Source organism: Dehalococcoidia bacterium (genome assembly GCA_035574915.1).
GTDB lineage: Bacteria > Chloroflexota > Dehalococcoidia > DSTF01 > WHTK01 > DATLYJ01.
This window is the reverse complement of the sequence record DATLYJ010000138.1, coordinates 1-11,970: the sequence shown is the minus strand read 5'-3', so window position 1 is coordinate 11,970 and position 11,970 is coordinate 1. Positions and strand designations below refer to the sequence as shown.

The following is an 11,970-nucleotide window of genomic DNA, read 5'->3' as shown; positions in this document are numbered from 1 at the left end:
GGCTCGACGGCCGGAGCGCAGCACGCAACGTGGCCATACCCGCCCGGGCTTCGTTGTGTGCTGCGCCCTGGCCGTCGAGCGCGGCTCGCGGCCGCGCGTGCCCGTCACCGGGGTTGCCCTGATGTTGCCGCTGCCTCTCTGGAACATTCGCATCCTGGACCTGACGATGGTCTGGGCGGGGCCCTACGCGACCCGCATTCTGGGCGACCTCGGCGCCGAAGTGATAAAAGTCGAGGGCGTGCGGAACTGGGACCTGCTCCGAGACCTTCACCTCCTGGGTCAGGTCGAGAAGGCGTACGACAAGTCTGCCTACTTCAACAACCTCAACCGCAACAAATTCGGCTGCACCCTGGACCTCGCTCATCCGCGCGGCCGCGACCTCTGCCTGAAGCTGGCAGCCAGGTGTGACGTGGTCATGGAGAACTACCGGCCGGACGTCATGCGCAACCTCGGTCTGGAATACGAGGCATTCCGCGCTGTAAGGAAGGACATCATCATGGTCTCGATGCCGGGTCACGGCAAGGACGGACCGGAGGCTGACCGCATCGCCTACGGCACGAACGTCGAGCAGCTCGGTGGCCTGGTCTCCGTCCAGGGCTACGAGGACCGCGGCCCCCACAAGTCCGGCATCTCCTACGGTGACCCTATGTCGGGTATCGCCGCCGCTGGCGCCGTGATCTCGGCGCTCTTCCGGCGCCGGGCGACGGGCGAGGGCTCCTACATCGAGCTCGCGCAGCGGGAAGCCCTCACGACGTTGATCGGCGAGAAGCTCCTCGAGTACTCGATGTCCGTCGCCGCCGGGAGGCCCGAGGCAATCCCGCAGCCGACCGGCAACCGCCACCCTGCCATGGCACCGCACAACGTCTTCCGCACCGCCGGCGGTGATGACGAATGGGTGGCTATCGCCTGCCGCAACGACGCCGACTTCGAGGCGCTCTGTAAGGTGATGGGGCGGCCGGAGTTGCTCGAGGACCCCCGCTTCGCCGACGTGGTCAGCCGCTACCGCAACCAGACAGAACTGGAAGCCGTCATCAGCGAGTGGACTCAGAGCCGGACCGCCGCCGAGGTGTGCGACCTGCTTGGAGGCGCAGGCGTGCCCGTCTCGGCCGTGGCCACGCCCGCAATGCTGCACGAGGACCCGCATCTGCGCTCCCGCGGTTTCTTCGAGCTGGTCGCGCACCCGAACGCCGGCGTCTGGGAGATCGACGCGCTGCCGTACCACTACAGCCTTACGCCGGCTCACGTCCGGCTGCCGCCGCCGACTTTCGGCCAGCACAATGACTACGTCTTTCGCGGCCTCCTCGGTCTCTCGGAAACGGAGGTCGAAGCCTTGCGGGCCGAAGGAGTCATCGGCGAGGCTCCCGTGCGCGAGGAAGTGTCGGGCTAGCGCCGAAACCGGCTCGCCGGCCCAAAGCCCATGAGAGTCCTCATTTTCGTTCTTGTCCTCGCGGGGCTGGCCCTGTGGCCTTTCGTGGCGCTGAGACAGCCGTGGGCCGTACGCATCTGGGAGCGCTTCAAGCTGCTCATCATCATCTACGTCGTCGTCATCGCCGCCGCGGCAGTCGTGGGGCTCATCCTTCGCTGGGACCAGATCTACGGCTGATGCGGGTCCTGGTCGCGCCCCAGGAGTACAAGGGCACCCTGACCGCGGTCGAGGCGGCGGACGCGATCGCCGCCGCTGTGCGCGGCGCCTTCCCGGACGCCGAAGTCGATGTGGCGCCCATGGCGGACGGCGGCCCCGGCACGGCCGCCGCCCTTCTCGCCGCAAGCGGCGGCGTGATGCGGCGCGACGAGGCGCACGACCCGCTCATGCGCCTCATCGAGGCCGAGTGGGCCCTCCTTCCCGGCGGCACGGCCGTAATCGAGTGCGCGAGCGCATCCGGCCTTCTTCGATTGCGGCCGGAGGAGTTGGACCCTCGCCGGGCCTCCAGCTATGGCACCGGCGAGCTCATCGCGGCAGCAATGGACGCCGGTTGCCGCGAGCTCATCCTCGGCATCGGCGGGAGCGCCACCAATGACGGCGGGGCGGGCATGGCGCAAGCCCTGGGCTACCGCCTCCTGGATTCCGAGGGCGAGGAGCTGCCGCCCGGCGGCGCAGCCCTGGCGCGACTGGCGCGGATCGACGCCACCGCCGCGCGCCCGGGGCTGCGAGCCCTGCGGGTTGTCGCCGCGACCGACGTGAGCAACCCCCTCTGCGGGCCCGAGGGCGCTTCCGCCGTCTACGGACCCCAGAAGGGCGCCGACGCCGCGGCGGTCGCCGAGCTCGATGCGGCGCTGCGTCACTTCGCCGCTATCGTCAGGCGCGACCTCGGCGCCGACGTCCTCGACGTACCCGGCGCCGGCGCGGCCGGTGGCCTCGGCGCCGGCGCCATCGCCTTCCTTCGCGCCGCCCTGCGCTCCGGGGCCGAGGTAGTCGGGGAGGCGGCAGGATTGCCCGGGCGCGTCCTTGCCGCGGACGTGGTGCTGACGGGCGAAGGCAGGCTGGACGGGCAGACGCCGTTCGGGAAGGCCCCCGCCTATGTCGCGCGCCTGGCGCGGACTGCCGGTCGGCCAGTCGCCTGCCTCCCGGGATCGGTCGGTCCCGGCCACGAGGCCGCCCTGCCGTTATTCGACGTCGTCGAGGTGGGGACCGAGGGCTTCGGAGTGTCCGGCAGTCCTCGCGACCTACTGGCGGCTGCCGCCATCAGGGCCCTGCGCCGGCTGGGCGCCGGGCGGTAGGGCCGGCGCCGGCCGCCCCGTGGCCTCGATCTCAGCCTCCGACTTCAGTCGCGCGATAGTGCGTTGCTCCGAGACCCAGAGGAACGCCAGCAGCACGACGAAGATCAGCCCCACAGCAAATGCGAGGATGCCGTCACCGAACTCGGTGTCGCCTTCGAGCATGTTGTAGCCGATCACGAGCACGACGGCGCCCTGCGCCGCGAAGGGTAGCCAGAGCAGCTGCACGAAACGGCGCGGCTTCCAGGCCAGGATCAGGTAGACCGGCACCAGGACAAGCAGGTGGGCGCCCAGAAGGCGTTGCCCGGCCCGGTCCTCCACGCCGGCGCCGAGCGCGCCCGCGCTGGCGCCCCTGAAGGCAAGCAGCACCAGTCCGGCAATCGCGTCCCAGGCGGCTATCAGGAGGATGACGAGACGGGTGAGGATCTCCGTGCTTATCGTGGCCTGGTGGCGGGAGGCCTCGTTTTCCACCGCTGACCTCAGGAGGTGGTCTGGCCGCGAGGCATATTGGCGAGGAGGAGGACCAGCAGGGCCAGGGAGACGCCGATCGGGACGATTGCGCCTCCGAACTTCACGTCGCCAGCAATGGTGTGATAGCCGGCAAAGACCACCGCCATCGACTGCTCGAGGACACCGATCCAGAGTAGGCCCCGGTAGCGCATCGCGCCCCGGGCGAGGGCGTATATGTACAGCGCCAGGGGGACGACGGAGGCGCCACTCAGCGAGCCCCGCGCGGCGAGCAGGCCGGAGACCCTGTCGCCGGACACCTTGACCAGAGGCCCGCCAAAGCTCAGCTCAGCCAGGAGGCTCACTGCCTCCCAGAGGATCAGGAGGACGAGCACGATCTGAATCCGCACCCGCGGGGACAGGCCGCGCGAAGCCTCCAGCGTGCTCATGCGGGAATCGTAGCACCCGCGCCGCGTGGCCACCCACGTCCGTCCAACGTCACCTCCGGGCCTCCGGACATCCGGCACCCCTGACCTTCGCTGGTCCGGAGCTCCTGATGTCCGGGAGTTCGGCTGCCTGGCTGCCCTCTACCGTGTAGCCGCACCCTCGCCGAACTGATCTCGCAGGAAGTTGAGGATATGCCAGCGGTCCTCCTCGCTCAGCGTCGAGGCAAATCCCGGCATGACGCCGCTGACGCCGCGGCTGATGATGTTGAAGAAGAACTGGTCGGCGTGGTACGGGATGTGGTCGTAAAGGTTGGCCGGCGGGATGCTCAACGAGGAGGCCAGCGGACCATCCCCGCGGCCGCTCTCACCGTGGCACTGAATGCAGTTCGCGAAAAAGAGCTCCCTCCCCCTTGCCACGGACTCGGGCGAGGCCGGCACGCGGTTCCCCGTGCGAGCGCTCTCGCCGCGCAGGATCTCGTGGCCGTGCGTGCCGAACAGGATGCCAAGCCCGATGCCCACGGCCAGGAGGGCGGCGAGCGACAGGCTCGGGCGGACCTCGACGTCGGCGATGCGGTCGGCCCAGTCTCCCATGAGGCCCGCCGGCCGTCCGGGGCGGTCCAGGCTGGCGATGACCAGCCCGGCGCAGAGCGCGCCCGACACGGCAACTAGCAAGACGGCCTCGGTAGAGAAGCCGCGGGGCGACTCGAAGGCGCCGCCCCGCGAGCCGGCCGCAAGGCCTCCCGGGGCGCTGACCTCGACGGCGAAGGGCAGGGCGAGGTCAGCCCCGGCCGAGCGGCGCAGCTCGACCGTCACCCGCCACTTCCCCGCCTGGTCGAGGTAGGGGCCGGCCCCGACGTAGATCAGCGGCGAACTGGAGCGCTCCAGGACCATGTCGGACTGGAAGGCTCCCCGCTTCTGCTGCTCGAACACGAGGCGGACCCGTTCGACGCTGAGCGCGTCGCCAGTGAGGTAAGTCTCGAAAGCGTTCTGGCCCGGCTGGTTCGGGTCGACCACGAGTGTGACGCTAATGCCGCCCGCGCTTCGCGTCTCTATGAACTTGCCCTGGACGCTCGGAGAGGCGAGGGCGCTCCTCGGCGGCGCGACCTGGGCGAGGTAGCCGACGACCAGAAGCACGGTGACGGCGAGGGCAGCCTCCACCGCCACGGTGCGCGAGAGCGTCCGGTGGAGTTCCTCCCAGCCCGCGGATAGCCCTCCCCTCCTGGCCGTGATGACCCTGTCGGCCTCCTCGTCCACTTGAGGGCGGAAGAGGTAGGCGTTCAAGGCGCCGGCCACGAGAAGGGGCGCGATCAGCACGAGCTTTATCAGGAGCGCCCTTCCGTAGCCGGTCTCGAGCAGGTCGCCCGGCTCGTTCAGCTCGATGACAGCGTTGACGACGCCGGTGAACAGCAGCAGGGCCACGCTGATCAGCGCCACGATCGAGAACCGGCGCAGCACGTCCGCAAGGACGACGGCCTGAGCCTGGCGCGTCAGGTTGCGGCGCGCCCAGACGGCGGTCACGGCCACCTGGACCAGCATCCCGATCCATACCGACGCTGCCACAAGGTGCACGAAGTCGCTTAGCGTCGCCCAGACAGAGCCGCGCCCCGCGGCCGCGTGGCTGACCGAGGCGGTCACGAGCAGGTACGCCAGGCTCAGCGCCAGCAGGGCAATGGTTAGAAGTCGAGGTGTCCGGCCCGTCAGGCCCCGCCGGTAGAGCGCAAACACCCCGAACGCGAGCGGCGCCACGAGCACGTTTCGCGCCAGCCACCGCTCGCCCCAACGGGTGTCGCCCAGGACATCCGGGAAGTCCGTCGCCGAGCCAAACACGTCTCGCGCCTGCAGGAGAAGCTCGGCGAAGCCAGCCACTGCCAGGAGCCAGAGCCCGCCAGCGGCCAGCGCCGCGATCCGGCCGGCCGCCGCCTTGCGGACGCGGTCCGCCTCGCCGCCTGAGACGCCAAGCAGCACCCAGGCGAAGGCGACCGACCCCGCCACGAGGCTGCCACCGACCAGGAGGAGCCAGCGCACAACCACCCGCTCCGGCTTCGCCTGGGTGCCCTCGACCCGAACCGTCCCCGCCTGCGGGGCTGACCCGGGCGGTGGCGTCCCGTCCGGGTTGAGGACGGTGATCGGGTACTGGCCGGTGATCCGATGCCCATCGACCTTCGACAGGGTTTCCCAGGCGACGGTGTAATAGCCCGGCTGCAGCGCCGGCAGACGCACGCGCATGAGCGCGTCGTCCTGGTCGTCGAACTCGACGGAGATGTCAAGGCGCTGGCGGCCCGCGTCGAGGACCCGCACGGTGCTGACTCTGCGCTCCAGCGGTTCGCTGAAGTACAGCGTCATGACCTGGGGCGGCTCCCGGAGCTGCGAGTTCACCGGCGGGTCCGCCCGCACCAGCGTCGCGTGCGCCTCCACCGGCCGCGGCGCGACTGCCTGCAGGCCGATGGCCAGCGCGAGGCCGGCCAGTGCTGCGAGGGCCGCCAGGGCTTTCCTCAACTAGCTCCTCCCGAGCACTCGCGCCCCGACCGCCCCGACGACGACGCCGCCGGCGATGCCAAGCGCCAGCCCCCAGACGGGCACTCCACCGTCCCCGTCCTCGCCATCGTCCTCAGCCGGCTCGTCGTGGCCGTCCGCAGCCGCGGCCGTGGCCGCCACTGTAGGAGTGAGGCCCGGGACCGGAGTCCCGCCGCGGGCGCTCACATCGATGCGTTCACAGGCGCGGCCGCCATCCAGGCGAAGGTTCTCCGCCAGTGCCTGATCGGCTGCCGCCTGGCCGACGAAGAAGTAGTAGCAGTCGCCGAAGATAGCGCCGTCTACCTCATCCCAGGTACGCCAGGTCACCAGGTAGCGCCCGGGCCCGAGCCCGGAGCGCAAGGTCGCCGTCATTTGCCGCCGGTTGGCGCTCAAGACGGTCTCGCCCGTGTCCACGCGGTTCCCCTGCGCGTCTGTCACCCGGATGAACGTCCAGTTCGGGTCACGGCGCAGGTCGGCTGTGAACCAGCCCTGCACCTGCGCCGGCGCGCTCTGAAGCACTGCTCCCGGCGCCGGCTCCAGCCGCACCGGCCGCGAGTGCGCGCCGGCGACGCCGAAGCCCAGCACAATAGCAATGACGGCAATGGCAGCCGCGAGCGCCGCGGCGCCTATCTTTCGCATCGTTTCCCCTCCCGGTGAAATCGCCCCTCGGCTCGAGGGGCCGCAGATCGTAAGCAACGCCAGCCTGTTACGCCCGCCGTGCCGGGAGGCTCGGTGGACGCGCCGCTGGCGAGCAGGCGCCAGTCAGGCGCGGCGGGGAGGCTGTTCCGGGATGGGGAGGACAGCGCTCCGAGGCGATGCCGCCGCCTCCTGTTCCACCTCGAGCTGGACGGACGAAATTACCAGCGTCAGTGGCCGCTCCACGTACGTACCAGCAAAGGCGGGCTGGCCGCCGCAAGCAGAGGTGTCACCGTGACAGTGCGCCGCGTGGGACTCCAGCGCCCCCGGGTCCTGGTGGAATGGCCCCACGGACCAGTGGCCCAGCGAGGCGAGCTGCAGCGCGAGCGTGAGCAGCGCAAGGCGGGCCAGCCAGCGGACGGCCGCCGGATAAGTCTTCGGCGCGCCGGGACGCGCCCCGTGGGGTCGCGGTCTCATCGTTCCCGCCCACGATAACACAACCTCTGCGCGCGAATACCAGTCCGCCCGCTCGCCCGGCTCCCGGCCATGCCGCGCCCTCCCCGGCGCTGCCGCCCTTACTGCCGGGGAGCCCGTGGAGGCTGGCGATGCGCACGGGAAAGGCGGCAGGAGCACGTCTCCTGCCGCCTTTCCCTTCAGAAGCTGCGGTCTAGTCCGCCGGCAGGCCCTCCGCCAGCACCCCCGCGGGCAGCGCTGCCGGGCGGCGTTGGCCGCCTTCGACCTCGATGCGCGGGAGCCAGGAAAGCCAGCCCGGCATGTACCAGTTCCAGGCGCCGAGCATTTCCATGCTCGCCGGCACCAGGACGGAGCGGATGATCGTGGCGTCGACGAAGACCGCGACCGCGAGGCCGAAGCCCATCTGCTGCATCTCGACCATGTCGCCGAGGGCGAAGGCGCCGAAGACCGCGACCATGATCGCGGCCGCGCCCGTGATGATGTGCGCCGTCGATTGCAGGCCGTAGGCCACCGAGCCCCGATTGTCACCGCTGTGCTGGAACCGCTCCTGGATCCGGCTCAGCAGGAAGACGTGGTAGTCCATCGAGAGCCCGAACAGGACCGCGAACAGGAACACCGGCAGCCAGGCCACCACGGTGTCCACGGTCTCGAAACCGAGGAGGCTAGCGCCGAAGCCTTCCTGGAACACGGCCACCAGCAGGCCGTAGGCCGCACCCACGGACAGCAGGTTCATGATGATCGCCTTCACCGGGATGACGATCGAGCGGAAGACGAGCGTCAGCAGGGCGAAGCTCAGGGCCAGCACGAAGCCGATGACGACCGGCAGGTACTCCTTCATCGAATCGATGCTGTCGATGCTCGAGGCGGTCATCCCGCCGACAAGGACGCGCGCATCGACGCCGCGGAAGGCCTCGGGCAGGTAGCGCTCGCGGAGGGCGCGGACCGCCTCCTGAGCCTCCGTGCCGATGCTGTCGCCTCGCAGGTGGACCTGGACGAAGGTGTAGCGGCCGCCGGGGACCGCGACCGGCTCCAGCATCCCGTTGAAGCGCTCGTCGAGGCTCAGGGAGGCAGAGAGCTGGTTGAGAGCGTTGCGCACTGCGGTCGACTCGAGGCTGCCCTCGACCAGGATGTCGACCGGCGCCAGGCGGCCGGCGCCGAAGTCCTTGTCCAGGACATGGAAACCGCGGATCGACTGCAGGCTCTCCGGCAGCGCACTCACCCCCGAGAAACCGAGGCGGATGCCGGCGGCGGGCGCGGCAGCGGCCAGCAGCAGCGTCACGGAGGCGGCAATCGCGATCAGCGGGTGGGCCATGACGGCGCCTGTGACCTTGCCCCAGAAGCCCTCGCCGCTGTGCTCACCCTTGACCGTGCCCCTGCCCGGCAGGTGCAGCGCGTTTACGCGGTCGCCAAGGAGGGAAAGGGCTGCGGGCAAGAGTGTGAGGGCCGCGAGGACCGCCCCGATCACGGCCGCAACCGCGCCCAGGGAGAGGCCGTGGAAGGTAGTCGACGGCACGATCAGCAGACTCGCGAGAGCGATGATGACCGTGATGCCCGAGAACAGCACCGCGCGGCTCGCCGTGCCGCCGGCGCGGGCGATTGCATCCACCTTCGAAAGGCCCCGGGCGCGCTCCTCTCGGAACCGCTCGATGATGAACAGGGAGTAGTCGATGCCGACCGCCAGGCCGATCATCACGATCATGTTCATGACCACGTCGCCGACGGGCAGGAAGCGGCTGGCGACGCCCGTGATGCCCACGGCAGTGAAGATGGCGACGAAGGACAGCGCGAGCGGCACGCCCGCGGCAACCGCGGCTCCGAAGACCAGTAGGAGGACCAGGAGGGCAACCGGGATGCCGATGATCTCGGAGCGCTGAAGGTCCTTCTCGAACACCGCGCTTATCTCAGCGCTGAGGCTACCGTCTCCGACGGTCAGCACCGTGAAGCCGCTCTGCCCATCAGACTCCTTCACCAGGTCCAGCAGCGGTCCGACCGTCTCGCGGGCGTCATCGGGGTCGCCCTCGAGGGTGGCGGTGATTACGGTCTTCCGGCGGTCCGGCGAGACCAGCCGCGCCTCGCCGCTCTCGTAGTAGTCAGTCGCCTCGGCTACGCCGGCCGTGTGGCGGACCTCGGCCGTCAGCTTCGTGACGAAGTCTCGGAACTCGGGCGAGTCCACCGTCCTGGACTCCGACACCACGATGATGTTCTCGGCCGCCGGCTCTTCGCCGCGGGCCGTTTCCAGCGCGGCGCGGACACGTTCCGATTCGTAGTCTTTGTTCTCGACGTCGCTGTCGTCGATGCGCATCATGCCTGCGCCGGCGAACGCGGCGAGGATGAGCAGCACCCAGAGCCCGCCCACGACCCAGGGGCGCCTGGCGGAGAACCGGGCCAACCCTTCGGGCGAGAAGATACCTGGCATGTTCGTTTCCTTTCTCCCAGCCTTGCTTCTGTCTTTGCCGTTCCCGTTAGTGGAATTCATGTCCGTCCTCTCTCGTGTCTGTCAGTCGTGGTTACACCTCCCGTCACGTCTCGCTCATGGCGTGTCCTCTCTGGGTGCGGCGACGCTGCGGATGACCTCGAGGAGGCGGGCGCCGCCCTCGTGCTTACTCACGAAGGCCGCTGCCCCGGCCCGCGCTGCCATTCGTCGCACTCGCTCCGAGTCGTGGATCGTGAGGACGACTACGGCGGTCCGCTCTCGCGCCAGCGAGAACGTGGCCGTGAGGCCGTCGCCGCCGGCCATCTCGATGTCCATGACGACCACGTCCGGCTGCAGTTGACGCGCAAGCTGGACCGCGGTGACTCCGTCAGCCGCTTCGCCGACGACCCGCACATCGGGCTCGAGGTCGAAGAGCATCCGCAGGCCCCGCCGCACCCTCGCCTCGTCATCCACCAGGAGCACGTCGATCGGTTTCACCATCTCAGTGTCGATGCGTCCGGAGGCGGAGGAATCGAGCCTTGGGTGGGCTCAGGGCTACCCCTTGGACGGAAGGCCGTGTCCGCCTTAAGACGGAGGCGGCCCAGGTAACGATTTGTTAGAGTTGCAGCGCCCGCCAAAGGAGGCGTCGTGACAATCCGAATCGTCCTGGCGGACGACCACAGCGTGGTCCGTCAGGGACTCAAGATGTTCCTCTCGCTTGACCCGGAGTTCGACGTCGTAGGCGAAGCGGAGAACGGCGCCGAGGCCGTAGCCCTGACGAAGCGCCTCAACCCCGATGTGGTCCTGATGGACCTCCTCATGCCGGTGATGGACGGCATTACCGCTACGCAGGAGATCCGCCGCGACTTCCCGGACACGGAGGTGATCGCCTTGACCAGTGTCCTGGAAGACGCCTCCGTTGTCGGGGCGGTCAAGGCCGGGGCGATAGGCTACCTGCTCAAGGACACCCAGTCGGAGGAGCTCTGCCGGGCGATCAAGGCGGCGGCAGCCGGCCAGGTGCAGCTCTCACCGCAGGCCGCGGCGCGACTGATGCGTGAGGTCCGGACTCCGGACAGCGCCCAGGCGTTGACGGAGCGCGAGACCGAGGTGCTGAAGCTGGTTGCTCAGGGCAAGGCCAACAAGGAGATCGCCGCTGAGCTCGTCATCGGCGAGAAAACGGTCAAGACACACGTCTCGAATATCCTCGGTAAGCTCGGCGTCCAGAGCCGGACGCAGGCCGCGCTCTACGCCGCCCAGCGCGGCCTCGTTACCCTCGCCGGCGGTTAAAGATGGCCCGGCAGCAGGCCAGCGCCGCCGACGAACCGCCGATCGCACCGGCGGCGCGCCGGGCCCGGCGCCTCATCAGGTTCGTCCGCGAAGTCGACCCGAGGCTCTTCGACGCGCTGCTGGCGCTCGTCCTGGGCGCGGCGGGGCTGGCCACCATCCTCGGCCGCTCTGACGGTACGGCTGACTTTCGCAGCGACGACCTTCTGGGCGCCGTCCTGGTCCTCGGCCAGACGCTTCCTCTCGCCCTCCGGCGACTTTCGCCGATGGGCGTGCTCGCCTTTGTCAATGCCGCCCTCGTCGCCCACGCCGCCATGGGCTACGAGGTGGTCCAGGCGGGGACCTTTGGGTCCCTGGTTTCGGTATACGGGGCGGCCTCGGTGTCCAGCGGCCGCGGCACCGGCCTCGTCGCCGGCGTGGTCGCGGCCGGTCTTGTTGGCTTTTTCGCGACCAGCCGCGGTGATTGGTCCGCAACCGACGTAGCGGCTACCAGCGGTACATGGGCGGTGGCCTGGTTCGCCGGCACGTTCATCCGCATGAACTCGCGGCTCTATGAGGAGAGCCAGCGCCGGGCCAGGGACCTGCAGACCATACTGGAGATGTCCCGCGCCGTGACATCGACGCTGGACCTGCGCCAGCTGTATGAGACGGCGCTGGACAGGCTCGGCGAGCTCATCCCGTATACGGGCGCGGCAATCCAGCTCGTCACGGATGAGGGTCCGAGGCAGGTCGCGACCCGCCGCCCGCCGGCAGCAGGTCCCGGTGGCCTGAGCGCGCCGCGCTTCTATGAGACGAGGATCTGGCGGCGGCTATGGAGCGGCGAGCACGTGGTCATCCCGGATGTGCGCGGCGATGAGCCTTTTGCCGTCGAGTACCGGTCGATCATCGAAGGCGACATTACCCGGTCGCCCATGAGCTACTTCCGCTCCTGGATGGCGGTCCCCCTCATGCTGAAGGACCGCAGCCTAGGCTCCCTGAGCCTGGTACATGCCGAACCCGGCTTCTTCCGGCCGGAGCACGTCGAACTGGCGTCAACCGTGG

The 11,970-nt window shown here is 69.5% G+C and carries 12 protein-coding genes; 5 read left to right on the top strand and 7 right to left on the bottom strand.

Going from position 1 to position 11,970, the window contains the following annotated elements; genetic code table 11:
* The 3 genes from VNN10_12910 to VNN10_12900 form a co-directional block, all read left to right on the top strand.
* A partial coding sequence (locus VNN10_12910) for a CoA transferase (protein ID HXH22920.1) occupies positions 1-1,387 on the top strand: 1,387 nt, incomplete at its 5' end.
* 30 nt (positions 1,388-1,417) lie between these two features.
* Positions 1,418-1,603 carry a hypothetical protein gene (locus tag VNN10_12905; GenBank protein ID HXH22919.1) on the top strand — a complete coding sequence of 62 codons (186 nt, stop codon included), beginning with the start codon at positions 1,418-1,420 and terminating at the stop codon, positions 1,601-1,603.
* Positions 1,603-2,718 carry a glycerate kinase gene (locus VNN10_12900; protein ID HXH22918.1) on the top strand — a complete coding sequence of 372 codons (1,116 nt, stop codon included), beginning with the start codon at positions 1,603-1,605 and terminating at the stop codon, positions 2,716-2,718. Before VNN10_12905 ends, VNN10_12900 begins: the two co-directional genes overlap by 1 nt.
* On the opposite strand, the gene VNN10_12895 is transcribed toward VNN10_12900, so the two are convergent.
* The 7 genes from VNN10_12895 to VNN10_12865 all read right to left on the bottom strand — a co-directional run bounded on the left by VNN10_12895 (position 2,665) and on the right by VNN10_12865 (position 10,143).
* Complete coding sequence (locus tag VNN10_12895; protein ID HXH22917.1) at positions 2,665-3,186, bottom strand: hypothetical protein; 522 nt, start codon at positions 3,184-3,186, stop codon at positions 2,665-2,667. The genes VNN10_12900 and VNN10_12895 overlap by 54 nt on opposite strands.
* Positions 3,187-3,194: 8 nt before the next feature.
* Complete coding sequence (locus VNN10_12890) at positions 3,195-3,611, bottom strand: hypothetical protein (protein HXH22916.1); 417 nt, start codon at positions 3,609-3,611, stop codon at positions 3,195-3,197.
* 138 nt (positions 3,612-3,749) lie between these two features.
* Positions 3,750-6,104 carry a CopD family protein gene (locus VNN10_12885; GenBank protein ID HXH22915.1) on the bottom strand — a complete coding sequence of 785 codons (2,355 nt, stop codon included), beginning with the start codon at positions 6,102-6,104 and terminating at the stop codon, positions 3,750-3,752.
* Positions 6,105-6,761 (bottom strand): copper resistance protein CopC, encoded by a 657-nt coding sequence (locus VNN10_12880; GenBank protein ID HXH22914.1) that lies wholly within the window; start codon positions 6,759-6,761, stop codon positions 6,105-6,107.
* Between the two features lie 123 nt (positions 6,762-6,884).
* Positions 6,885-7,235 (bottom strand): hypothetical protein, encoded by a 351-nt coding sequence (locus VNN10_12875; GenBank protein ID HXH22913.1) that lies wholly within the window; start codon positions 7,233-7,235, stop codon positions 6,885-6,887.
* A 190-nt stretch (positions 7,236-7,425) separates the two neighbouring features.
* Positions 7,426-9,648, bottom strand: a complete 2,223-nt coding sequence (locus tag VNN10_12870; GenBank protein HXH22912.1) for an MMPL family transporter — start codon at positions 9,646-9,648, stop codon at positions 7,426-7,428.
* A gap of 114 nt (positions 9,649-9,762) precedes the next feature.
* Positions 9,763-10,143, bottom strand: a complete 381-nt coding sequence (locus VNN10_12865; GenBank protein HXH22911.1) for a response regulator transcription factor — start codon at positions 10,141-10,143, stop codon at positions 9,763-9,765.
* A 150-nt stretch (positions 10,144-10,293) separates the two neighbouring features.
* Here VNN10_12865 and VNN10_12860 point away from each other — a divergent pair, with 150 nt between their 5' ends.
* Together VNN10_12860 and VNN10_12855 are read left to right on the top strand one after the other, a co-directional pair.
* Positions 10,294-10,932 (top strand): response regulator transcription factor, encoded by a 639-nt coding sequence (locus VNN10_12860; GenBank protein HXH22910.1) that lies wholly within the window; start codon positions 10,294-10,296, stop codon positions 10,930-10,932.
* A gap of 2 nt (positions 10,933-10,934) precedes the next feature.
* On the top strand, positions 10,935-11,970 hold a 1,036-nt coding region (locus VNN10_12855; GenBank protein HXH22909.1), incomplete at its 3' end, for a GAF domain-containing protein.

Excerpts from the sequence above, each read along its gene's own strand:
- VNN10_12905 (HXH22919.1), top strand. The coding sequence starts at position 1,418 with ATGAGAGTCCTCATTTTCGTTCTTGTCCTCGCGGGGCTGGCCCTGTGG.
- VNN10_12900 (HXH22918.1), top strand. The coding sequence starts at position 1,603 with ATGCGGGTCCTGGTCGCGCCCCAGGAGTACAAGGGCACCCTGACCGCG.
- VNN10_12890 (HXH22916.1), bottom strand. The coding sequence starts at position 3,611 with ATGAGCACGCTGGAGGCTTCGCGCGGCCTGTCCCCGCGGGTGCGGATT.
- VNN10_12880 (HXH22914.1), bottom strand. The coding sequence starts at position 6,761 with ATGCGAAAGATAGGCGCCGCGGCGCTCGCGGCTGCCATTGCCGTCATT.
- VNN10_12875 (HXH22913.1), bottom strand. The coding sequence starts at position 7,235 with ATGAGACCGCGACCCCACGGGGCGCGTCCCGGCGCGCCGAAGACTTAT.
- VNN10_12870 (HXH22912.1), bottom strand. The coding sequence starts at position 9,648 with ATGCCAGGTATCTTCTCGCCCGAAGGGTTGGCCCGGTTCTCCGCCAGG.